General features: G+C 71.8%; 14 protein-coding genes and 2 tRNA genes. 10 read left to right on the forward strand and 6 right to left on the reverse strand.

Annotated features, from left to right (window positions below):
• Positions 1–5 precede the first annotated feature (5 nt).
• Positions 6–1,886 carry a propionyl-CoA synthetase gene (locus tag ACH4T9_RS10125; RefSeq protein ID WP_396669922.1) on the forward strand — a complete coding sequence of 627 codons (1,881 nt, stop codon included), beginning with the start codon at positions 6–8 and terminating at the stop codon, positions 1,884–1,886.
• Between the two features lie 40 nt (positions 1,887–1,926).
• Here ACH4T9_RS10125 and ACH4T9_RS10130 read toward each other — a convergent pair whose 3' ends face one another.
• Positions 1,927–4,677, reverse strand: coding sequence for an Hsp70 family protein (locus tag ACH4T9_RS10130; RefSeq protein WP_396669921.1), 2,751 nt, complete (start codon positions 4,675–4,677; stop codon positions 1,927–1,929).
• A gap of 265 nt (positions 4,678–4,942) precedes the next feature.
• Between ACH4T9_RS10130 and ACH4T9_RS10135 the strand changes: the two genes are divergently transcribed.
• Together ACH4T9_RS10135 and ACH4T9_RS10140 are read left to right on the forward strand one after the other, a co-directional pair.
• Positions 4,943–9,514, forward strand: a complete 4,572-nt coding sequence (locus ACH4T9_RS10135) for a hypothetical protein (protein WP_396669920.1) — start codon at positions 4,943–4,945, stop codon at positions 9,512–9,514.
• Between the two features lie 11 nt (positions 9,515–9,525).
• Positions 9,526–10,992 (forward strand): ATP-binding protein, encoded by a 1,467-nt coding sequence (locus ACH4T9_RS10140; protein WP_396669919.1) that lies wholly within the window; start codon positions 9,526–9,528, stop codon positions 10,990–10,992.
• 118 nt (positions 10,993–11,110) lie between these two features.
• Here ACH4T9_RS10140 and ACH4T9_RS10145 read toward each other — a convergent pair whose 3' ends face one another.
• The 3 genes from ACH4T9_RS10145 to ACH4T9_RS10155 form a co-directional block, all read right to left on the reverse strand.
• A complete protein-coding gene (locus ACH4T9_RS10145) occupies positions 11,111–12,124 on the reverse strand; it encodes a caspase domain-containing protein (RefSeq protein WP_396669918.1) in 1,014 nt (337 codons plus the stop codon).
• A 6-nt stretch (positions 12,125–12,130) separates the two neighbouring features.
• Positions 12,131–12,511: a hypothetical protein gene (locus tag ACH4T9_RS10150; RefSeq protein ID WP_396669917.1), complete on the reverse strand. Its 381-nt coding sequence runs from the start codon at positions 12,509–12,511 to the stop codon at positions 12,131–12,133.
• A gap of 407 nt (positions 12,512–12,918) precedes the next feature.
• Positions 12,919–13,431, reverse strand: a complete 513-nt coding sequence (locus ACH4T9_RS10155) for a hypothetical protein (RefSeq protein ID WP_396669916.1) — start codon at positions 13,429–13,431, stop codon at positions 12,919–12,921.
• 662 nt (positions 13,432–14,093) lie between these two features.
• Between ACH4T9_RS10155 and ACH4T9_RS10160 the strand changes: the two genes are divergently transcribed.
• Complete coding sequence (locus ACH4T9_RS10160; protein ID WP_396669915.1) at positions 14,094–15,965, forward strand: hypothetical protein; 1,872 nt, start codon at positions 14,094–14,096, stop codon at positions 15,963–15,965.
• A 184-nt stretch (positions 15,966–16,149) separates the two neighbouring features.
• On the opposite strand, the gene ACH4T9_RS10165 is transcribed toward ACH4T9_RS10160, so the two are convergent.
• Positions 16,150–16,223: transfer RNA gene (locus tag ACH4T9_RS10165), tRNA-Gly, on the reverse strand.
• Between the two features lie 436 nt (positions 16,224–16,659).
• Here ACH4T9_RS10165 and ACH4T9_RS10170 point away from each other — a divergent pair.
• From ACH4T9_RS10170 to ACH4T9_RS10195, 6 genes are all read left to right on the forward strand, one after another.
• Positions 16,660–16,733, forward strand: a tRNA-Pro gene (locus ACH4T9_RS10170).
• Between the two features lie 142 nt (positions 16,734–16,875).
• Positions 16,876–18,228, forward strand: a complete 1,353-nt coding sequence (gene tig / locus ACH4T9_RS10175; protein WP_396669914.1) for a trigger factor — start codon at positions 16,876–16,878, stop codon at positions 18,226–18,228.
• Positions 18,229–18,398: 170 nt separating this feature from the next.
• Positions 18,399–19,040 (forward strand): ATP-dependent Clp protease proteolytic subunit, encoded by a 642-nt coding sequence (locus ACH4T9_RS10180; RefSeq protein ID WP_161684732.1) that lies wholly within the window; start codon positions 18,399–18,401, stop codon positions 19,038–19,040.
• A 14-nt stretch (positions 19,041–19,054) separates the two neighbouring features.
• Positions 19,055–19,717 carry an ATP-dependent Clp protease proteolytic subunit gene (locus ACH4T9_RS10185; protein ID WP_350886248.1) on the forward strand — a complete coding sequence of 221 codons (663 nt, stop codon included), beginning with the start codon at positions 19,055–19,057 and terminating at the stop codon, positions 19,715–19,717.
• Positions 19,718–19,925: 208 nt separating this feature from the next.
• Complete coding sequence (gene clpX / locus ACH4T9_RS10190; RefSeq protein WP_387026193.1) at positions 19,926–21,230, forward strand: ATP-dependent Clp protease ATP-binding subunit ClpX; 1,305 nt, start codon at positions 19,926–19,928, stop codon at positions 21,228–21,230.
• 97 nt (positions 21,231–21,327) lie between these two features.
• Positions 21,328–22,125 (forward strand): carbon-nitrogen hydrolase family protein, encoded by a 798-nt coding sequence (locus ACH4T9_RS10195; protein ID WP_396669913.1) that lies wholly within the window; start codon positions 21,328–21,330, stop codon positions 22,123–22,125.
• An 80-nt stretch (positions 22,126–22,205) separates the two neighbouring features.
• Here ACH4T9_RS10195 and ACH4T9_RS10200 read toward each other — a convergent pair whose 3' ends face one another.
• Positions 22,206–22,433, reverse strand: coding sequence for a hypothetical protein (locus tag ACH4T9_RS10200; RefSeq protein WP_396669912.1), 228 nt, complete (start codon positions 22,431–22,433; stop codon positions 22,206–22,208).
• Positions 22,434–23,012 lie beyond the last annotated feature (579 nt).

The raw sequence follows: 23,012 nt of genomic DNA on the forward strand, positions 1-23,012 counted from the left end.
GCGGGATGGGTGCGTATCGAGCAGCGTACGAGCGGAGCATCGCCGACCCGACCGCCTTCTGGCGGGACGCGGCGGCGGACATCGACTGGCACCGGCCGCCGGAGCGGATCCTCGACGAGGGCCGGGCCCCGCTGTACCGCTGGTTCCCCGACGGGGAGCTGAACACCTGCCACAACGCACTGGACCGGCACGTGGCGGCGGGACGCGGCGACCAGCCCGCGCTGATCCACGACAGCCCGGTCACCGGCACCACCCGGACGTACACGTACGCCGAGCTGTGCGACGCGACCGCCCGGTTCGCCGGGGCCCTGCGCCGGCTCGGGGTCGGCCGGGGCGACCGGGTGCTGCTCTACCTGGCGATGGTCCCCGAGGCGGTGGTCGCCATGCTGGCCTGCGCCCGGATCGGCGCGGTGCACTCCGTGGTGTTCGGCGGCTTCGCCGCCCACGAGCTGGCGGTCCGCGTCGACGACGCCCGGCCGAAGGTGGTGGTCGCCACCTCCTGCGGGATCGAGGTGGACCGGATCGTGCCCTACCACCCGATTCTCGACGCGGCGCTGGCGGAGGCCGAGCACGCCCCGGAGCGCTGTGTCATCGTGCAGCGCCCCCAGCACCCCGCGCCGCTCACCCCCGGCCGGGACCTGACCTGGGACGAGGCCCTCGACGGCGCCGAGCCGGCCGACTGCGTCCCGGTCGCCGCCACCGACCCGCTCTACGTCCTCTACACGTCCGGCACGACGGGCCGGCCGAAGGGCGTGGTCCGGGACAACGGCGGCCACGCGGTGGCGCTGCGCTGGTCGATGGCCAACGTCTTCGGCATCGGGCCCGGCGACGTGTTCTGGGCCGCCTCCGACGTCGGCTGGGTGGTCGGCCACTCCTACATCGTGTACGGCCCGCTGCTCGCCGGGGCGACGACGGTGCTCTACGAGGGCAAGCCGGTCGGCACCCCGGACGCGGGCGCGTTCTGGCGGGTCGTGTCGCAGCACCGGGTCGCCGCCCTGTTCACCGCCCCCACCGCGATCCGGGCGATCCGCCGGCAGGACCCGGACGGCACGCGGATCGGCCGGTACGACCTGTCCAGCCTCCGGACGCTGTTCCTGGCCGGCGAGCGCCTCGACCCGGACACCTTCGCCTGGGCCGGCGCGCGGCTCGGTGTGCCCGTGGTGGACAACTGGTGGCAGACCGAGACCGGTTGGCCGGTGGCGGCGAACCCGCGTGGGCTGGAGCCGCTGCCGATCAAGGCCGGCTCGCCGTCGGTGCCCGTCCCCGGGTACGACGTGCGGGTGGTGGACCCGCGGGGCGTGGAGGTGCCGGCGGGCGTCGACGGCTCGATCGTGATCAGGCTGCCGCTGCCCCCTGGCTGCCTGCCCACCCTCTGGGGCGACGACGAGCGCTACGTCCGGTCGTACCTGAGCACCTTCCCCGGCTACTACCTGACCGGCGACGGCGGCCGGTTCGACGACGACGGCTACCTGTACGTCATGGGCCGCACCGACGACGTGATCAACGTGGCCGGGCACCGGCTCTCCACCGGGGCGATGGAGGAGGTGCTGGCCGGCCACCCGGCGGTGGCCGAGTGCGCCGTCATCGGCGTGGCGGACCAGCTCAAGGGCCAGGTGCCCAGCGGGTACGTGGTGCTCAAGGCCGGCGTCGAGGTGGACCCGGGCGTCCTCGCCGCCGAGCTGGTCGCCCGGATGCGGGAGCGGATCGGCCCGGTCGCCGCGTTCCGTCGGGTCACCGTCGTGCCGGCCCTGCCGAAGACCCGCTCCGGCAAGATCCTGCGCCGGACGATGCGGGGCCTGGTGGAGGGGCGCGACGAGCCGGTCCCGGCCACCATCGACGACCCGGCCACGCTCGGCTTCTTCCGGAACCTGGCCGCCGCCGACTGACGCCCGCCCGGCCGGGGCTCGTCGGTTCAGTGGGGGAGGGTCAGGGCGCGGGGGCGAAACGGTACAGCACGAATTCCTTGTCCGCGCCGCAGAGCAGCACGCTGGTGTCCCACGAGCAGGACGCGCTGCGGATGTCCTTGGCCTCGCCCAGCTCGGCCGGGGATTCGGCGCCGACGGACATCGCGGCGACGCTGCGGTTCCCCTCGCTGGCGCTCAACGGGTCGGCGAAGATCAGGGCGTTGCCGGCGTCCAGCCGGACCGCCGTCCCGTCGCGGTCCCGCAGCACCGCCTTGCCCTTCGGGTCGAGGATGGTCGACGTCGACTCGGGGTACTGCCGCCGGACGATCAGGTGCTCGCCCACGGGCACCAGTTCCTCCGCCCTCGGCGCCGCCCAGCGTCGCGTCCCGGCACCCTCGGTGGCCGCCACCACCTCGGAGCGGTCCGCGTCGCCGGACGGCGTCTCCAGCAGGCACGCCCGGTGCTCGCCGCAGGCCACCAGCGCCTTCGCCCGCTGCCCCTCGTCCGAGCTGTGCAGGATCGTCGGCTCGGTGACCCGGGTCAGGTCGTACCCGAGCAGCCGGTACCGGCCGGCGCCGCTGTCGTCGACCACGTACAGCCGGTCCTCGTGGGCGACCACGAGGTCGTCCCAGTCGGCGACGCCCGTCCAGCTCCGCAGCACCGACCCTTTGTCCAGGTCGATCAGCCGGACCGAGCGGTCCGCGCCGATCTGCACGAGCCGGTCGACCTTTCCGCGCCACGGGTCGCGGGGCGTACCGCCGGCGTACGCCGGGCCCCCGTCGCCCTCGTCCGTGCCCACCGGCAGCACGGCGCTGCGGGTGCTGCCCGACTCGTCGCGCGGGTTGTCCTGGACCCAGGCCTCCGTGCCGTCGCTCATCCGCAGGCCGACGAGCCGGTCCTTGGCCCGGTCGACCAGCACCGCCACGTCCGTGCCGAAGATCACCTCGTCGTCGTTCCGGATCGTCCGGGCCCACCGCTGTTCCCCGGACGCGGCGTCGCGCACCAGCAGCTCGCGGGGCGCCTCGACGCCGGTCGCGTCGGAGAGGACCGCCACCGCGCCGGGCACGGCGCGGATCTCGTCCCACTGCTGCGCCACCTGCGTCGTCTGCTTGCGCCACCGCTCCCTGCCGGTCTCCGCGTCGACCGCCACGATCTCCAGCCGGTCGTCCGGCAGCGGGTAGGCGGCGTAGCCGGTGTCGCCGAGCAGCGCGGTGAAGGTTGCCGTCGGCCGGTCCGCGCCGGCCGGCACGCGCTTCACCTCGGCCAGCGTGTGGAACTCCAGGCCCGGGTAGCGGTCCCGGGTGTACCACAGCGCGACGCCGCCGGCCACCCCGGCGAGGGCGAGCACCGCCGCGACCGTGATCCACAGCGCCCGCCGCCGGGGGCCGGCCGGCGGCGTCGGCGTACCGGAGACGGGCACGCCCCACGGGGCTTCCGGCGTTCCACGCATCCCGGGCGGCCCGGCGGGCGCGATCGGCGGTAGCCCCGGCCCGGCGGGCGCGGTCGGAGGTAGTCCCGGCCCGCCGTCGATCCAGGTGGGTGGCAGGCCGCCGGCCCCGGCCACCGCAGGCGCGGCCGCCGGTACGCCCCCGGCGCCACCCGCCGGCGCGGCCGGTGCCGCCTGCCGTGGCGGGCGGGGGGCCGGCAGGTCCGTCAGCGCTCCCTCGGCCACCGGCAGTTCCGGCTGCTCCAGCACGGTCGGCGCGACGCCCAACTCGGCGTGCAGCATCCGGGCCACCAGCGGCATCCGGGTCGGGCCGCCCACCAGGAACAGGCCGGCGAGCCGGTCGGGGGTGAGGCCGGCGGCGGCGATCACCCGCCCGGTCTCGGCCACGGCCCGGGCCAGCAGCGGGGTGGCCACCCGCTCCAGGTCGTCCCGGGTGAGCTGGACGACCTCCTGCGATCCCGGCACGACCACCGGCGCGACCGGGGCCCGGGACAGCATCTCCCGCGCCTCGCGGACGCCCTCCCGGAGCCGGTGCAGGTCGCGCCGCTGCCCGGCGTCAGCCGGCTGGGTCAGCCGGGCCCACCGCGCCGGGTCGGTCGCGGACACCAGCTCGCCGAGCCGGCTCGTCAGGGCGGCGTCCAGGTCGAGCCCGCCGAGGTCGGGCACGCCCCCGGTGGCGGTCACGGCGAAGCCGGAGTCGCCCCACGGGTCGGCGCCCTCGTTGCGCAGCACCGCCACGTCCAGGGTGCCGCCGCCCAGGTCGAACACGGCGATGGAGCCGCCGACCGGCACCGGCCGGCGCAGCACCTGGGCGTAGTAGCGGGCGGCGGCCACGGGCTCGCGCAGCAGCCGGGTGCCGAGCGGGGTGGGGCCGGAGAGGGTGTGCTCGGCAGCCTGCGGCCAGCCCGCCCGCAGCAGCGCGTCGGCGAGGACCTGACGCCGGGCGTCATTCCAGGACGCGGGACAGGTCAGCACCGCCGGGGGGAGGAAATTGACCGTGGCGACCGCGGTCTGGCCCACCGCGTGCAGGATCGCGGCCAGCAGGTCGGCTGGGGCGTACTCGCGGTCGCCGAGCGGCACGGTGGGGGAGTCGATCAGGCGTTTCGGGTTCGGCTCGTAGCGGCCCGGGTCGGCCTGCGCCAGCCGCTGCGCGTCCCGGCCGACGTGCAGGCGTCCGTCGGCGTCGGCGTACACCCCGGAGGGGACGACCGGCTGCCCGTCGACGAGCAGCGGCCGGGTCCGCCCGTCCGGCCAGCGGAGCACGGCCACGGTGTTGGACGTGCCGAGGTCGACGCCGAGGGCGAAGCCCTCGTGCTGGCCTGCCATGTGCCGCTACCTCCGCCGGGGACGAGGGGATGTCCGGCCCCGCATCGTACGCAGGCGGAACACCCGCCCGGCCAGCGCCTGCGGGACGGCCAGGCACGATGGGAGCCGGGGCCGGCTCGACGAGCCGGGAGGGTGGCCTCCCGCGCCGGCCGAGGACCCCGGGCGTCGGCGGTTACTGTCGGCTTTGTGCTTGACACTGCTGCCGTGCTCCGGGCTAGCTGGTAGGCAGATCATCTGTCCGGCCAACGTTCGACTGTGGAGTGTGATGGACGCTGACTTTGTCCAGTCGGTCGCGCGGGTCGGCGACCACGTCGAGGTCCGTCTCATCACCGGCGACCTGTTCGTCGGCCAGCTCGTGGAGCTGACGCTCAACCGGCTCGTGCTCCAGCAGCCGGACGGCGGGCGGAGCGTCCTGGCCCTCGCGGGCATCCTCGGGCTGCGGACCCTGGTGGGGGCGCCCCCGGCCGAGCCGGCCCCGGTGGCACCGCCGGCCGGGCCCGTCCCGCCGACTCAGCCGGCTGGGCCCGCCCCAGCGGCGGTGCCGGCCGCCGAGCCCGCGTCGGTGGCGGTGCCGGTGGCGGTGCCCACCCCGACGGCCGAGCCCACCCCGGCGGCGGTGCCGACGTCCGACCCGCCGCCCGCTCCGCGACCGGCGCCGGCCGCGGACGACCCCGTTCCGCCGGCCGTCGTCGAGCAACCCCCGCGGCAGGCGATGCCCGTGGCCGAGGGCGGCCCGCCGTTCGCGCCGGTCGAGGTGGCCGCCGCCTCCACCGCGGTCACCTCGGACCTGGCCCTGCGCGCCGTGGCCTCGATGCCGGTGGAGGTGTCCTTCGACATCGACGTCCCGCAGGACCAGTACAGCGGCCTGCACTCCGAGTACCAGCGGTACCGCAACGCCGCGAACATCAACGAGCTGGCACCCAAGTTCGGCCGGCTGGGTCAGATCGCGACGGGCCTGCGCCGGATCCTCACCGCAGACCCGGTCAACGGCGACCTCTACCACCTGATCGGGGTCATCGAGCTGCTCAACGCCGCCCCGGCGACCGCCCAGCAGTACTTCGCCACCGCGGCGGACCTCACCGCCGACCCGGAGAGCTGGCGGCTGCTGGCCGTCGCCGCGGCGAAGAACGCGGACAGCGACGCCGTGGTGTACGCCCTGCTCCGGTACTTCCGCAACATCACCCCCATGATCGACTCGGCGGCCTGGCACGCGTTGCTGGGCGTGCTGGACGCGGCCGGCTCCCGGGCGCCCCTGGGCGACCTGCTCCTCGCCCCCAACCTGCCGTCCATCACCCGGCGGGCGGTGGAGGAGGCCTGCCCCAACGGCGTGACGCCGGAGCCCCGCGCCCGCCCCGAAGGGGCGCAGCCGCGTCCGATCCGGTTCCGGGCCGCGGGCTTCCCGCCGGCCGTCCGGCCGGGTGCGCCGGGCCGCCCGGGCACCCCCGGCCGGCTCCTGCCCACCCCGCGTCGGACCGTGGAGAAGCCGCCCGATCCCGCGCCCCGGCCGCCCGCCGCACCCGCGCGGGCGGCCAGCGACCACTTCGCCCGCGCCGACCACCTGAACAAGAAGAAGCGCGACTTCGAGGGGGCGAAGGCCGCGTACCGCGAGGAGATCCGTTCGGGCGGGCCGAAGCGCGAGAGCGCGGTGAAGGACCTCGCCTGGCTGATCAAACGGCTCGACGGCGCGGAGGCCGCGCTGCGGATCCTGGAGGTCGAGTTCCCCGGGGTGGTGCCGCCCGGCGACTCCCTGGACAACATCCTGATCGACTTCTACATCGCCGCCGGTAGGTACCGCGACGCGCTGGAGGCGTTGCACCGCCAGCTCGCCTCCCGGGACCCGTCCAGCTCCAAGGGACGGCACCTGCTGCACCAGATCGCGTTCGTGAAGTTCTCCGCCGGGCAGGACTCGATCCCCGAGTGGAAGACGTTGCTCGATGCCACCCCGGCGAACCCCGCCGTCCGGCGCGGCCTGGCCATGGCGTACGTGCAGCAGCGGACGTCGGTGGGCCTGGACGAGGCCGAGAACCTGATCCGCGACGACAGCACCGACCGGGCGGACGACATCCGCCGCCAGGTCGCCGCGATCCGCCAGGGTAACGAGCTGTCCCTCAGCACACCCAAGTTCATCGACCGCCTGTTCACCTCGGCCCTGGTGGCCTACGTGATGGACCGGTACTCCGAGCAGGCGGCCGGGATCAAGGACCAGCGCAAGCGGGAGAAGAAGCAGCCGATCTTCCGCGACGCGACGCGGCTCGCCGACAACGCCGGGCACTCGCGGGGGTACCAGCGGGAGAACAGCGCCGACGGCTACATCTCCGCCGCGGCCATCCTGCGGGAGTACGGCGCCAACGGGCACGACGACGACGAGGACAAGCTGCACGGCTGGCTGTGCAGCGGCCTCACGGCGCTGGCCGACCTGGTGCTGGACCGGCAGGCCAGCGAGGCTGCCCGGGACCTGTACTGCGAGGCACTGGCCGCCTCCGAGCGGCTGCGCAACCCCGCCCGGGGCGGCGACGCCCGGCTGGCCATCGGCCGGTTCTTTCTCTCCCTCAACGGGCGGCCGGCACTGGGGCGGCGCGACTCCACCCCCGACGGCGCGCCCATCGACGAGGTCGTCGCGCCGATCCTGCGCGAACAGCTCGGCCAGCACGGCTCCGCCATCTTCCCGCTGGTGGCGCAGCTCGTCGCCCAGACGGATGTGGCGGCCGAGCGGGTCACCGCGGTCATCCACGACGACCCGGAACTGCGCGCCGCCGCGGCCAGGTACCTCGCCGACCGCGGCTACCTCGACGGCGACCTGCTCGACGACTGGCCCGACGAGCACCCGTCGGGCCGGCCGACCTTCGAGGTGATGCGCGAGGCGTGGCAGCGGTACGGCGCGGCCTGGGGGCGGGAGCAGCGACGGAAGGTCGCCGCCCTGGCGCCCCTGCACGAGCTGACGATCGCCGAGGACGTCATCAAGACCGCGCTGGTCAGGCTCTCCGAGGTGCGTCCGGAGGTCGACTCGGACAGCGAGAGCCTCAGCCGGATCGAAGACGCCCTGCGCGAGCTGCTCCAGTTCATCTACGCCGGGTCCTTCGAGGAGCGCGACGCCTCGCTGCGCCGGGTGACGGACACCATGAAGGGGGTACGCAGCGAGGTGGCGAAGGCGCCCACCAGCTTCGCGGTCGAGGGCGTCGACCCGATCGCCGTCCGCATCGCCTCGCTGGTGGAGCAGGCGCAGGAGCACCTGCTGGCCGAGCGCCGCCCCAAGCCGGACCTGGCACTCGCGCTGGCCGAGAGCAACCGCGACCAGCACGGGCTGGTGACGGTGCAGATCGAGATCCGCAACAAGGAGGGCATGGCCCCTTTGGAGTCCGGGGAGCTGCGGATTCGCAGCGAGCCGGACCTGTTCATCCCCCAGGACGAGGTGCTGCGGCTGACCAGCGCGGTGAGCGGCGGGCAGCACCGGGTGCTGGTGGTGAAGCTGCGGGTCAGCGACAGCGGAGTCCGGGCCGGCGCCTTCTCGCTGCCGGTGACCCTGCTGTACCGGTCCCGCTCCGACGACGAGTACGACCAGGTGGAGGCGAGCCTGGCCGTGCAGCTCGCCGACCCGTCGAAGTTCGAGGAGATCGACAACCCGTTCTTCCAGGGCTCCACGGGCGCCCCGGTGCAGGACCCGGAGATGTTCTTCGGCCGGGAGGAACTGCTCGACAACATCGAACGCCGGCTCCGGCTCGCCCCGGTGCCGGGCACCGGTGTGGCGATCTTCGGCCAGAAGCGGGCCGGCAAGTCCTCCATCCGGTTCCGGCTGATCGACCGGCTCAGCGAGCGGCGGGCGTCCAACAACCTGATCGTGGTCGACCTCGGCAACATCGGCAGCTTCAGCCCCGAGGGCGGCCTCGTCGGCCGCAGCCCGCACGCCCTGCTCGGCGAGCTGCTCTGGGAGATCCTCAACCGGACGGGCCGCAAACTGCTCGAGGACCCGGCCGGCGCCGGTCGGCCCCGCCTGGCCGCGCACGTCACCCGGGAACAGTTCGCCGCCAGCCCGCAGCCGGTGGTGGACTTCATCTCCATCATCGAGGACTACTTCGCCACGCTCGACCGGCCACCACATGTCGTCGTCCTGATCGACGAGTTCCAGTACTTCGACGAGTGGATCCGCAATCGCCTGCTGCCGCAGTCGTTCATGCAGGCGCTGAAGGCGATCATCGAGCGGCGCGTCTTCCACCTCGTGGTGGTGGGCCAGGACGCGCTGGAACGGGTGATCCGCGAGCACGCCAACGTCTTCGGGGTGTTTGCCCGGGAGCGGGTCACCTACCTCGACGACATCAACGCCCGGAAGCTGATCGAGCTACCCATCCTCATCGGGGGCCGGGACGGGCACAGCCGGTACCGGCAGCACGCCGTAAACCGGATCGTCGAGCTGACCGGCGGCAGCGCCTTCTACATCCAGAAGTTCTGCTTCTTCCTGGTCGAGCAGATGAACCTCAACCGGGCCCCGCTGGTCACCGAGGCCGACGTGGAACTCGTCCGGGAACAACTGCTGGACTCGCTCGGCGAGGAGGACTTCGACAACCTGGAGACCGCCGGCTACACCGAACCTGACGCCCCCACCGCCGAGCACTTCCGCCCCGTCCTGCTGGCTGTGGCGGTCGCCTCCCGGCAGGGCCTGGCCACCATCGAACGGGTGCAGGCCGTCTACCGCGGCAGGGGTGACCTCACCGAGTTGCTGAACGACCTGATGATTCGGGACGTCGTCCGCAAGGAGGGGGGCGCATACCGCATCGTCGTCCGTCTCTACCAGGACTGGCTGCTGATGCACCACGTCGGGGCGTCCATCGAACTGGGGCGCTAGGGTCGGCTGCCATGACGGTCAATCCGTACCTCGGCGTCGGACAGGTGGCCACCGCCGAACGATTCGTGGGCCGGCGCGACCTGCTGCGCCTGCTGGAGAACTCCTGGCGGGGCCCGCGCCCGGCCAACCTGAGCCTCCAGGGCAACCACCGGATGGGCAAGACCAGCGTCGTACGCCGGGCTCAGGAACTGTTCGCGGTCGACCGTCCCGACCTGCTCGTGGTCTACCTCAGCGTCGCCGCGTACGAGAGCGGCGCCGACGTGTTCCGGGCTGTCGTCGCCCGGGTGCGTCAGGCGGCCGAGCGGCTCAACCAGCCGGGGGACGGCGCGCCGCCCGACTGGCTCGCCGGCCTCAACGACATCGAGCTTTCGGTGCACAGCAGCACCGAGTGGCTGGACCTGAAGGAGTGCTTCGAGGCGTTCTTCACCGCCCTGCACCGCGTCGGTGTCGGCGTCGGCGTCATCCTCGACGAGTTCGACCAGGCGGAGGTCTTCCGGCGCGTCGAGTTCCAGCTCCTACGGGACCTGGTCAGCGAGAAGAACTACTCCGCCGGGCTGGTGACCCTGTCCCGTCGGTCGATCAAGTCGATCGAGCTGGCCGCCGTGGCCCACTCGACGCTCGACGGGGTCATGGGGATGAGACGGCCGGTGGGCCCCTTCCGGGACGACGAGGTCGCCGCCATGCTGGCCCGCGCCGACGATGCCGGCGTCGACCTCACCGACCTGCGGCCCGAGATCGTCCGGCGGGCCGGGAACCACCCGTACCTCATCGAGTTGTTCTGCCACGAACTCGTGGAGACGCACCTGACCGACCGGCTGGACGCGGCGCTGGCCTGGGAGCAGGTGGAATCGCAGTTCCGCGACCAGTTCACCCGGTCGATCGCGAACCTCAACGCGGACACCGGCGAGCGCGGGGGAGACCTGCTGTACCAGGTGCTCACCCGGACCTACCTGACGATCGACTCGCAGGACATCGCGCTGCTGCGCCGGCTGGGCCTCGTCCGCCCCGACGGGGCCACGGTGGCGCTGCTGTCCCCGGAGTTCGCCCAGCAGGTACGCCGCATGGCGCTGACCAATGCGCTGCACGGCTGGTGGATCGACCGGGACCTGGCGCTGCGCGCCCACGTCCGCGAGCGGCTGACCCGCTCGTGGGGTGAGGGCTGGGGTGCGGAGCTGAGCAGGGGGGTCGGTGGCGCGGCGGCCGCCCCCGGGCGCTGGTACGGCGGGCCGGAGGGCGTCCCGCTCGTGGCGGCTGACCGGCTCGACCCGCTCGACCGCCTGGACACCGCCGAAGTCATCGACCTAGTGCTATTGAACTGGGAACTGTTCGAGTCCCACCTCGGCGGTGACCCGGCCGCCTGGAAGGAACGTGCGGAAGCGGTGACGCAGGCCCGGCAGGCCGCCGATCGCGGCAGCCCGCTGGACGCGGACCTGCGCCGCCGGGCCGAACACAGCCTCGACGGGCTACCGCCGGCGTGACCGGGCCGGTTCTCCGGGCGGCGAGGACGTCGGACCCCTCGGTGACGTCGGACCCCTCGGTGCCCTGCGTGCTCTCGGCGTCCTGTGTGCGTTCGGCGTCTCGCGTGTCCTCGGCGTCCTACACGCCTTCGGCGAGCCGCCACAGCGCGGCGGCCTCCGAGTGCCGATTCGCGCGACGCAGTTGCCTGATGCGCTGGCGTAGCGCCTCGGGCTCCTGGTCCACCGCTGCCTCGCGAAGCGCCGCCGCCGCACCCGGGAAGTTGCCCGCGCGCTGCAGCAGTCGGGCGCGCTCGGTCGCCGGCACGGCGACACGCCGGAGGACGGGTCCGCCCCGCCCCGCGTCGCCGCTGCCGCCTGCGGCGGCGACGGGTGCCGACCAGGCCCGGTTGCGGGCCAGGGCCAGGTCCCCGATCGAGTTGCGGCTGCGCTGCTGAGGGACCGGCCAGCGCTTCTCGGCCAGGACCGCGGCCAGGTGGCGGTAGAGCGTGTGCAGGTCGAGCAGTTCCGGACCGTCGGCGATGCCTTCCTCCAGCGCGGTGATCAGCTCACCGGTGAAGGCGGTGTACCGCGCGCCGGGCGGCGCCTTCGCCGTTTCCGACTCGGCGCAGGCGGTCAGCACGAAGGCCCCGTTGACCTCGGTGAGCGCGGCCACGTCGATGCTCGCCGGTGCCGGGCCCATGTCACCGGCCAGCGCCAGCGCCGAGTAGCAGCAGTCCAGGACGACCACCCGGCGGGTGGCGGCCAGGGCGGGGTCCGTGAGTGCGCGGCGGATGTGGTCGAAGGACAGCGCCCGCCACCACTGATCGAGATCCTCGACGCCGGGCAGAGCGAGGGTCAGCTCCCCGGTCAGGATGTTCGTCAGGCCGTGACCGGCGTAGTAGACGAGCAGGGTGTCGGTGGCCTCCCGGGCGGCCGAGCGCAGCGCCCCCATCACGGCGTCGAGCGGGTCCGTGCCGGACAGGTCCGGCACGAGGATGCTCTCGGTGGGCAATCCCCACACCGCCGGGTCGGCGAACAGCCGGCGCAGCGCGCCGACGTTCTCGCGCACCGCCGGCAGGGGCGGCAGCGACCTGTACTCCGGCACTCCCACCAGTACCGCCCGGGAGGCGGTCGGGTCAGCGAGCGTTGCCATCGGAGGTCACCTCGACCGGGGGGCGGGATCCGCCGCGTCGAGCAGTTCGACCACGCCCTCGGCCGTGGAGTCGTCGTCGATGGCGATGGACCTGCCCGGCCGTTCCAGCAGCACGACGATCGGATCCCCGGACCCGCCCCGCTGCTGCTTCTGCGCCTTCCGGAACGCCACGATCGAGGTGATCAGGCTGGCCAGCGCGATGCTGTTGGAGAGAATGACATTGATCGTTTCCAGCGAGCCGCCGCTCATTTCCCCGTCGGTCGGCGCTGCGGCGGCCGGCGAGAGCCGCGCGTGCCGGGCGAGTTGCCGGTCGCGGGCGAGCCAACGGTAGAGCGTCGTCGCCTCGGTCCCTGCCGGATCGTTGTCGATTCTGAGCCACAGTTCCATTGCGCCTCCCGGCTTCGACCGTGTGTGATCCAGGCTAGCCGAGGCCGACCAACGGGGGCAGTTCCGAAGGCCGTGGGATCCGGGCCGAGTGACTGATCTACGACTCTCGTCACGTCGGTGCCGTTCTGACCGACAACCGGGTGAGCCGAGTATGGAACGGACGACAGGAGTCGCACCCCGACCGTCCGTCTCGAAATCGTTCCCGGCCACCATGGTCCGCCCCACATGGCTTGTACCGCATGGGGCCGCCGCGCCGACGGGAAGAGAACGGCACCCGTTGTCGATCAGGGATCTGGCGCTGTGTCTGGAGACCGTGAGAAGCGAGCGCGGCTGTCTCGCGGGCCAGTTGTGTGGCCGGCGAGACAGCCGCGATGCTGGCGAATCGGCCGCTGAGGGCCGTGGTGCCGTCAGAAGTTGACGCTGACTCCGGCAGCCTTGCATGCGGCCGTGATGTCCGCCCCGGCCTTCTCGAAGGCGGGGTTGTCGGCGGCGTTTGCCGGGTCCGCTTCCGCTGCCGCCTTGGATGCCTCCACCCCGAACTGCTTCAGGGCGGTGGCCACCTTGCTGTCGCCCCCGGTGGAGGCCAACGTGGTCATCTTGCCTTCCAGATCGGTGAGGATCTTCTTGAACACGGCCGGCGACGGTTCGCCGGACTGCAGGGCGGCGACGAGCTGTGCCTTCATGTCGTCCCCGGCCTTCTTCGCCGACTCGCAGAGCTTCTTGTCGCTCGTGACGTCCGTAGCGCCCGCCGCGGCCGACGGGGACGGCGCCGAGGAGGCGGATGCGGCCGACGAGGCGGGAGCCGTGGAGGCGGACGGCGTGGACCCGGCCGTGGTCGTGGTCTCTTCCCCACCACACGCGGTGAGAGCCATCAGGGAGGCACAGATCAACAGAGTGGAGGTAACCCGAAAACGCTTCACAGACGCGCACGCTAGCCGATGCCCACATTGCGGACAACTTCGATACCGCACCCGGTGAAGAGGATCGGCCTGCTCGCGACCGCTGGAACGCGTGGACGCTGGCCTGCGGCTGGCCCGCCAACCTCGCACGCGCCCAGGGCTGCCGTGCGGGCCACCCCGACCGCCGTGACGACAACGAGCAGCTTGAACGGGGCCTGTGGCCGGGCCCCGACCCGGACGACACGTTTCTCGTGAGACGTTGCACGGAGCTGCGACGCAAGCCGTTGGCTATTACTATCCGGGCGACCTGCTCCGCATTGTGCTGCGGCTGCCCGATTCAGCCTGGTCAAACCTACGAGCGGAACGCAAGCGATTGGCGTCGGCTGCTGGCCAAGCTCGTTGCTGGTCGCCCGTTCACCGACCCTGACCTTGGGCTCGTGATCCGTACCGAGGGCTTCGTGACGCCATCCTGCGGTTCCTTGGTCGATTGGAGCGGACCTCTGAGGAGGGCCGGGCTTCGGGGCAGCGCCCGAGGTCTTCAGCTCTTGTCGTCCCCGAGCGTGGCCGGCAGGCCAGTGCGCGGCCAAACGGCCGGGATCGGCACCGCAGGGACGCCCAATGTGGATAGCGATCCTATATCTTCGACAAACACGGCACATTCCTTCAGCGATGGGGAAATGTAGATGCATGTCTTGCTGGCCTGGTTCGCCGAGGTCCCGCAGTCCGAGGGCGTGCGGGCGGCCCGCACGGCCCGGTTCGCGGACGCCGTCGCCGAGTTGGTACCGGCGTCCTGGAGGCGGCACGACTTCGGGGGCGACGACTGGGGCGTCGCGGTGCTGCACCCGACCGATTCTGGGGCCTACCGGTGGCCGACGGTCGACACCGAGGGTCCGGTCACCGCCGTCTCGATGGGGATACCGGTGGGGCTCGACGTCGTGACCGGCCCGGCGGCGTTGGCCGGGCGGCTCCTCGCCGGCGAGGATGTGCACCGCGACCTGGTGCCGCCATTCAGTCTGTTGGCGCTGGACACCGACCGGTTCGCCCTGCAACAGGACTGGCTCGGCATGGCCCGGGTATTCACCGGCACGGCCGACGGGGTGACGGCATACTGCACCCGCCCCACCCTGCTGGCCGCGTTCCTGCACGGCGAGGTCCGGCCGGACCTGGACGGCTGGACGTCGTACACCAGCTGTGGGCACTTCGGCGGAGAGTTCTCCCCGATCGCCGGCACCCGACTGTTACGCCCCGGCGAACGGGCCACCGGCCGCCGCGTCGCCGGCGGTGGCTGGCACCTTGCCAGTGAGCTCCGGTACGCCACCGACGACGTGGTGAGCAGCGGGTACGCCGACCAGGGGCGGCCGGTGCACGAGCAGCTGGAGCGGGCCGCCGACGCACTGACCCGGGCCGCCGCCAGCGTGCATCGGCTCTACGGCGACGAGATCGCCCTCGGTCTGTCCGGTGGCAAGGACTCCCGGCTCATCGCCGCCACGCTGATCGCCGCCGATCTCATGCCCCGGTTCATCACCAACGAGGACACTCGGGCGGAAGGCGAGGTGGCTCGCCAGCTCGTGCAGATCCTCAGGAACAAACGGGGCCTCGATCCCGAGCACCAGCTCCGGCTGGTCGGAGCCCCCGCCGAGGTGCTCGGCACCGGTCTGCGGGAACGCGCCCGGCTGCTCCTGGACCACTACGACCATCAGTTTCCGTCCACGTACCTGGCCCGCTCGGCGGTCCCGCCGACGCTTCCCGATCAGGTCCGGGCGGCCACCCTCACCGGCGCGGCCGGCGAGTTGGCAATCGGTTACTGGTACCCGGCGGCCGAGGCCGACCCGATGCCCACCCCGGAGGAGGCGAGCATGGCCCGGCTGCTCGCCGGGCCGCAAGGGGCCATCGCGCCGGAGGTGCTGGCCGCCGAAAAGGCCCGGATCAGCGGCATCCTTGACCACGCCCGCGAGGTGGGCCTGGCCGGCCTGCATCTGCTCGACTACCTCTACCTGGTGGAACGCATGCGCCGGTGGGCCACCTCCGCCTACACCACCGGGATGGTCACCCCGTTCCTGGCACCGGGCTTCGTCGCCACCACCTTCGCGCTGACCCCGGCACAGAAGCGCGAACGCCTGCTGCACACCGGCCTGATCGCCCGGCTCGTGCCAGAGTGGTCGGAGGTGCCCTTCGTCAGCGTCTCCACCGGGCGGTCCACTGCCACCCGGGTGTGGGAGGGTGACGGCGTGGCGGTGATGGCCGACCTGTTGGACACCGCGCACGGTCCGCTGACCGAGCTGATGCGCCGGCCGGTGGTGGAGCAGGCGCTGCAGAAGGCGGCGCAGGGCGGCCGCGCTGACGCACGCGTCCTTCAGCAGTTCACCGCGCTGGCAGTCGCCTCGGCGCGGCTGGAACCGGGCACCACCCGTCCCGCCACCGGCGAGACCTACGCCCGTCTCTGCAAGCCGCGCGAACCCGCGCGCGGCCCGCTGCACCGGCTGCGCTGGATCCGGCGTACCCGCCTCGGCGACCGGGTCTGGGTCAGCGTCCGTCGTCAGCTACGCGGTCGCTGACCGTCCGGCCACCGGCCGGTAGCGCAGGCGACTCGCCACCACACACGTCACGGTCGTCGGGAGGCGCGAGCCTGGACACTTCGATTCTCGCTACCGACATGGTCGCGGCCTCGTAGCCCACGCCTCCGGCGCGGCAGGCCCGCCCCGCCGGGGGATGCGACCTCTGACCTGGGCGGGAGGCCGTTGGAGCGGGCGACGAGAATCGAACTCGCGTAGTCAGTTTGGAAGACTGAAGCTCTACCATTGAGCTACGCCCGCGTGCGCCCCGCAGCACAGGGCGCGCCGACAGCTTACCCGGTGCCCGGGCCCGACCGCGCATCCGTATCTCCCCACCCCTCGACCGCCCGGCACGTCCCGTACCAAGATCCGCGCAGATTCGTGGAATGTGTGGCCTCCGGCCCGCCGCATGGCCACACTTTCCCTGAAAGCGGTTCACGTCGAGACCGGGCCCGGGTGGGGCCGGGGCCGGCCCGAGCGCCGGGCGGCCTCGCGGCCGGTGCCGGGCTTGGGTGCAGCCCACGGGCGGCCTGCGGGACGCCGAATGGACTGCCGCCGGCCTGTCGGGGTGCCGCCGCTCGGCGGGTGCGGGGCGTGCGCCGGATGGGGTCCGGTGTCCCGTCGGGGTGGTTCCGGGGTGTCGGGCGACGCCCCGGCACTCCCGGCAGGCGGCCAAGGCATACACTTCTCGTCGCCACGGGGTGTGGCGCAGCTTGGTAGCGCACTCGCTTTGGGAGCGAGGGGCCGTGGGTTCAAATCCCGCCACCCCGACTGTCGTCCGCGGCCGGGGCGTCCCGGGAGCCGCCGTTTCCGCTCGGTCCCCGGGCGCTGCCGGAGGGCCGCGTCGGCTCGCCTACACTCGATGGGCCGAATTACGCCCAGACTCAACTGAGATCCGTCAAGGAGTACGCCTGTGAAGAGCACCGTCGAGACTCTGAGCCCGACGCGCGTGCGGCTCGCCATCGAGGTGCCGTTCGTCGAGCTCGAGCCGAGCCTCAAGAAGGCGTACCGGGAGATCGGTTCGCAGGTACAGGTGCCCGGCTTCCGCCGGGGCAAGGTGCCAACCGCCGTGATCGACCAGCGGGTGGGCCGGGGCACCGTCCTCAACGAGGCGGTGCAGGAGGCCATCCCGCAGAACATCCTCGCCGCGGTCCGCGAGCACGACCTGAAGACCCTCGGCCGCCCCGAGGTCGAGATCACCGAGTTCAACGACGGTGACTCGCTGAACTTCACCGCCGAGGTCGACGTCCGGCCCGAGATCACCCTGCCGGACCTGGACAGCATCGAGGTCACCGTCGACGAGCTCCAGATCGACGACAGCGAGATCGACGAGCAGGTGAAGAGCCTGCGTGACCGGTTCGCCACGCTGAAGACCGTCGAGCGGGCCGCCGCCGAGGGCGACTTCGTCCAGATCGACCTGAACGCCACGGTCGACGGCGAGGACGTCCCCGGCGGGCAGGCGACCAACATCTCCCACGAGGTCGGCAGCAAGCAGCTCCTGCCGGGGCTGGACGAGGCGGTCGTCGGCCTCGCCGCCGGCGAGAGCACCACCTTCACCACCCAGCTCGTCGGCGGCGACTTCGCCGGCCGGGACGCCGAGGTGGCGGTGACCGTGCGTACGGTCAAGGAGAAGGAGCTGCCCGAGCTCGACGACGACTTCGCGCAGCTGGCGAGCGAGTTCGACACGATCGAGGAGCTGCGCGGCGACCTGCGCGAGAAGGTCACCCGGGGCAAGCGCGTCGAGCAGATCTACGCCGCCCGGGACAAGGCCCTCGAGCAGCTCGTCGAGGCCGCCGAGGTGCCGGCGCCGGAGGGCGTGGTCCGCGATGAGGTCGAGAGCCGCAAGCAGGCCATGGTCGACCAGTTGGAGCGGATCGGCGCCTCGCTGGAGGAGTACCTCGCCGCCGAGGAGAAGACCGAGGAGCAGATCGACGCCGAGCTGAACGAGGCGGCGACCGACGGGGTCAAGATCCAGCTGCTGCTGGACATCCTGGCCGACGCCGAGGACGTCCAGGTCTCCGACGACGAGTTCGGCCACGAGATCGTCCACCGCGCCCAGCGCGCCGGGATGGCCCCGCAGCAGTACTACGACCAGCTCGTCCGCTCCGGCGCGGCGGCCGCCGTCTTCGGCGACGTGCGGCGGGGCAAGGCGCTCGCCTCGGTGATGGAGCGCATCAAGATCAAGGATTCGGCGGGCAACGAGGTCAGCCTCGACGCGATCCGCGCGGAGAGCGACGAGACCCACGACCACGACCACGAGCACTGATCGTCGGCTGAGGCCGCCGTCCACCGGGACCGGTGGACGGCGGCCGAAACCCTTTTCCGGGTACGTCTGCGAGGGGCTGCGCTGAGAGCGAAAAGCGCCCCGACCGGGACTGTGCCACCCGGGCGAGCGGTTAGTGTCGTGGAAGACGGTACGGAGAGCGAAGGGCTGCCATGACCGACATGCACATCCCAGCGAAGCCGCTCCGGGCGATCGAGGCCCGCGGTGGCGACAACATTGGCAACCTCGACGACTCGGTCTACAACCGGTTGCTCAAGGAGCGCATCATCTTCCTGGGCAGCGAGGTGACCGACCAGGTCGCCAACCGCATCTGCGCGCAGCTGCTGCTGCTCGCGGCGGAGGACCCGGACCGCGACATCAACCTCTGGATCAACTCGCCGGGTGGCTCGGTCTACTCCGGCATGGCGATCTACGACACCATGCAGTTCATCGACAACGACGTGTCGACCGTGGCGATGGGCATGGCGGCCTCCATGGGCCAGCTCCTGCTCTGCGCGGGCACCAAGGGCAAGCGGTACGCCCTGCCCCACGCGCGGATCATGATGCACCAGCCGTCCGGCGGCATGGGCGGCACCGCCTCCGACATCGCCATCCAGGCGGAGCAGATGCTCTACACGAAGCGGATGTTCCAGGAGCGGGTCGCGCACCACACCGGCCAGACCCAGGCGCAGATCGAGGCGGACTCGGACCGCGACCGCTGGTTCACCGCCCAGGAGGCCAGGGATTACGGCTTCATCGACAAGGTGATCACCGGAGCCACCCAGGTTCCGGAAGGCGCCGGGACCCTGAGCTGAGCGAGGAGCTGACGATGACCGACCTGAGCCTGCCGCCCCAGTTCGCGGCCGTGCACAACCGCTACGTCCTGCCGTCGTTCGTCGAGCGCACGTCGTACGGGGTGAAGGAGTCCAACCCGTACAACAAGCTCTTCGAGGACCGGATCATCTTCCTCGGTGTCCAGGTGGACGACGCGTCCGCCAACGACGTGATGGCGCAGCTGCTGACGCTCGAGGGCACCGACCCGGACCGCGACATCATCATGTACATCAACTCGCCCGGCGGCTCGTTCACCGCCATGACGGCGATCTACGACACCATGCAGTACGTCCGGCCGGACATCCAGACGGTCTGCCTCGGCCAGGCCGCCAGCGCGGCCGCCGTGCTGCTGGCCGCCGGCACGCCGGGCAAGCGGATGGCGCTGCCGAACTCGCGGATCATCATCCACCAGCCGGCCACCGAGGGCGGCTACGGGCAGGGCTCGGACATCGAGATCCAGGCCCGGGAGATCCTGCGGATGCGGACGCAGCTGGAGGACATGCTCTCCCGGCACTGCAACCGGGCGGTCGACCTGGTCCGCAAGGACATCGACCGTGACAAGATCATGACGGCCGAGGAGTCCCGCGAGTACGGGCTGGTCGACACGATCCTCAGCAGCCGCAAGAAGGGCCTGCTGGCCGCCAACGCGGCCGGCTGAGGCGAGCATCGAATCAGAGGCCGGCCGGGCGGGTTCCCGGTCGGCCTCTGACACGCCCGAATTGGGGGTCGGAGAAACCCCCGCCAGCGGGTAACGTCGGGTTCGTACCGCTGCGTCGGGACGGTCCGGCGAGCGAGCAGAGCCGGACGGAGCGCAGCGTCCGCAAGTCATGGCCGGTGCACGGCCGATGAGTGCAGGGAGAACGTAGGTGGCACGGATCGGTGACGGCGGCGACCTACTCAAATGCTCCTTCTGCGGCAAGTCGCAGAAGCAGGTCAAGAAGCTCATCGCGGGCCCAGGGGTCTACATCTGCGACGAGTGCATCGATCTCTGCAACGAGATCATCGAGGAGGAGTTGGCCGAGTCCGGCGAGGTGAAGTGGGAAGAGCTTCCCAAGCCGATGGAGATCTGCCAGTTCCTCGACAACTACGTGGTCGGCCAGGATCAGGCCAAGAAGGCGCTCGCGGTCGCGGTCTACAACCACTACAAGCGGATCCAGGCCGAGGCGGCCGGCGCGCCGGGCTCCGGTGGCGACGCCGTCGAGCTGGCCAAGTCGAACATCCTGCTGCTCGGGCCGACCGGCTGTGGCAAGACACACCTGGCGCAGACCCTCGCACGGATGCTGAACGTCCCCTTCGCCATCGCCGACGCCACCGCGCTGACCGAGGCCGGCTATGTCGGTGAGGACGTGGAGAACATCCTCCTCAAGCTGATCCAGGCCGCGGACTACGACATCAAGCGCGCCGAGACCGGCATCATCTACATCGACGAGGTCGACAAGATCGCCCGCAAGTCGGAGAACCCGTCGATCACCCGGGACGTCTCCGGCGAGGGTGTCCAGCAGGCCCTGCTGAAGATGTTGGAGGGCACGGTGTCCAACGTGCCGCCGCAGGGCGGCCGGAAGCACCCGCACCAGGAGTTCATCCAGATCGACACCACCAACGTGCTGTTCATCTGCGGTGGCGCCTTCGCCGGTCTCGACCAGATCATCGAGGCCCGCACCGGCCACGGCGGCACCGGCTTCGGCTCCCGGCTCCGGTCGATCTCCGACCGTTCGTCCGACGACGTCTTCAGCCAGGTGATGCCGGAGGACATGCTGAAGTTCGGGCTGATCCCCGAGTTCGTCGGCCGGCTCCCGGTCATCACCAACGTCCGCAGCCTCGACCGGACGGCCCTCGTGCGGATCCTCACCGAGCCGCGCAACGCCCTGGTCAAGCAGTACCAACGCCTCTTCGAGCTGGACGGCGTCGAGCTGGAGTTCGACGAACCGGCCCTGGAGGCGATCGCCGACCAGGCGATGCTGCGCGGCACCGGGGCCCGGGGCCTGCGGGCCATCATCGAGGAGGTTCTGCTCTCCGCGATGTACGAGGTGCCGAGCAACCCCGACGCCGCCCGGGTGCTGATCACCCGTGAGGTGGTCCTGGAGAACGTCAACCCGACGATCGTGCCGCGGGAGTTCACCGGCCGCCGGGCCCGTCGCGACCGCGGGGACCGCGAGGAGAAGTCCGCCTGACCCGTCCTCCCCCAGATCGGGGGAGCGGTGTTCCCGCGGCGGCCCCGGAGAAGTCCGAGGCTGTCGCGGGCGTTTCTTCGGCCGTACGCTGAGGGCCATGCGCGTCGCCGTCTGCCAGCTCAACGCCCGCGATGACCGGGCGGCCAACCTCGCGGCCGCGAAGGCCCTGTTGTCCCGCGCCGCGGCGGCCGGAGCGGACCTGGCCGTCCTCCCGGAGTACGTCGACTACCTGGGCCCCGCAGCCGGACTGCCCGCGCCGGAGCCCGTCGACGGCACGGTGGGCCGGTTCTTCGCCGACGTGGCCCGCCGGCTCGGCATCTGGCTGGTCGCGGGATCGTTCCACGAGGTCGGCCCGGATCCGGAACACACCTTCAACACGTCGCTGGTCTTCGACCGGTCCGGCACGCTGGTCGCCAGCTACCGCAAGATCCACCTGTACGACGTGGAGATCCCGGGGCGGGTCTCCTACCTGGAGTCGGCGACGGTCGCACCGGGGGAGAAGCCCGTGGTGGTCGACGTCGAGGGCGTCCGGGTCGGCCTGTCGATCTGCTACGACCTGCGGTTCCCCGAGCTCTACCGGCAATTGGTCACGGACGGCGATGCGCAACTGCTGGTGCTGCCGGCGGCGTTCATGGTGCACACCGGGCGGGACCACTGGGAGGTCCTGCTGCGGGCCCGCGCCATCGAGAACCAGTGCTTCGTGGCGGCGGCCGGTCAGACCGGCGACCACGAGCCGGGGCGTACCTGCTTCGGCCGCAGCATGGTGGTCGACCCGTGGGGGACGGTCCTCGGCCAGGTGCCGGACGGCCCCGGCCTGACCGTCGTCGACCTCGACCTGGAGCGGCTCCGGGTGATCCGTGCCGAACTGCCGAGCCTGGCGAACCGCCGCCTCTGAACGCCGCTACCGGGAAGCCGTTGTGGAACCTGCGGCCGGTGCCCAGGGCCAGCCCGTAGGGCGTCACGTGTGGCCGGTGGTCAGTCCTGGAGCAGGACGCCGATCACGGTGAGGCCGGCGATGGCGCCGGCGGTGACCAGGAGTGCGGTGGTCATCCGGGACGTTCCTCGACGGGCCAGCCGGCCGACCGACACCAGGATGACGACCAGTACGACGGCGCCGATGACCAGCTGCCAGAAGGGCATCAGCAGGCCGAGCAGGGCTTCCTCGGCGAGTGTGGCCGCCGGTAGGGCGGGAGCGTCATCCATGCCAGACACTCTGGCACGCCGGCGCATGGTGTGCGGGTGAGCCGTGCGGACGGCCCCCGGGGCGCGACCCGGCGGCGGCATTGACGGAGGCTGATTTGCCTTCCGTTGGCCGTACGCGTAACTTTCTCTCTGCAAGCGGGAGGCCGGACAAACCGGCTGAGAGCGGGCACCAGGCTCGTGGCGGAGACGCCGAGCGAGGCTGGGAACCTGGGTGGTGCGAGCAACGCCGGTGAAACGGAGTTGCGATCGCGAAGCCGGCCAGGTAGAGTGCTGAAGCCGGCAGGAGCCGGGCGGGTGGCCGCGAAGCGGCGATCGGCCGGTCTGCGGCTTCCCACGACAGCAACGACCGCCAGTCATGGCGTGCGTCGACGTGGTTTCGATCGAATCGGCAAAGAAAACCTCGGCAACGAGGTTGACCGCGAAGAGTCGATCGGGTAGGTTGGAGAGGTTGCCCCGGAAGGGGGTCCCACAAAGTGGGATTCACCGGATGGTGTGTGGTTGTTCTTTGAGAACTCAACAGGGTGCTTGATAAGCCAGTGCCAATATGATTTATACCCGGGCTGGTTGGGGCTTTAGGGC

This window comes from Micromonospora sp. NPDC020750, from assembly GCF_044334565.1.
Classification (GTDB): Bacteria; Actinomycetota; Actinomycetes; order Mycobacteriales; family Micromonosporaceae; genus Micromonospora.

Coding starts and splice junctions, on each gene's coding strand:
- ACH4T9_RS10125 (WP_396669922.1), top strand. CDS start 6: ATGGGTGCGTATCGAGCAGCGTACGAGCGGAGCATCGCCGACCCGACC.
- ACH4T9_RS10130 (WP_396669921.1), bottom strand. CDS start 4,677: ATGGCAGGCCAGCACGAGGGCTTCGCCCTCGGCGTCGACCTCGGCACG.
- ACH4T9_RS10135 (WP_396669920.1), top strand. CDS start 4,943: ATGGACGCTGACTTTGTCCAGTCGGTCGCGCGGGTCGGCGACCACGTC.
- ACH4T9_RS10140 (WP_396669919.1), top strand. CDS start 9,526: ATGACGGTCAATCCGTACCTCGGCGTCGGACAGGTGGCCACCGCCGAA.
- ACH4T9_RS10145 (WP_396669918.1), bottom strand. CDS start 12,124: ATGGCAACGCTCGCTGACCCGACCGCCTCCCGGGCGGTACTGGTGGGA.
- ACH4T9_RS10150 (WP_396669917.1), bottom strand. CDS start 12,511: ATGGAACTGTGGCTCAGAATCGACAACGATCCGGCAGGGACCGAGGCG.
- ACH4T9_RS10160 (WP_396669915.1), top strand. CDS start 14,094: ATGCATGTCTTGCTGGCCTGGTTCGCCGAGGTCCCGCAGTCCGAGGGC.
- ACH4T9_RS10180 (WP_161684732.1), top strand. CDS start 18,399: ATGACCGACATGCACATCCCAGCGAAGCCGCTCCGGGCGATCGAGGCC.
- ACH4T9_RS10185 (WP_350886248.1), top strand. CDS start 19,055: ATGACCGACCTGAGCCTGCCGCCCCAGTTCGCGGCCGTGCACAACCGC.
- ACH4T9_RS10195 (WP_396669913.1), top strand. CDS start 21,328: ATGCGCGTCGCCGTCTGCCAGCTCAACGCCCGCGATGACCGGGCGGCC.
- ACH4T9_RS10200 (WP_396669912.1), bottom strand. CDS start 22,433: ATGGATGACGCTCCCGCCCTACCGGCGGCCACACTCGCCGAGGAAGCC.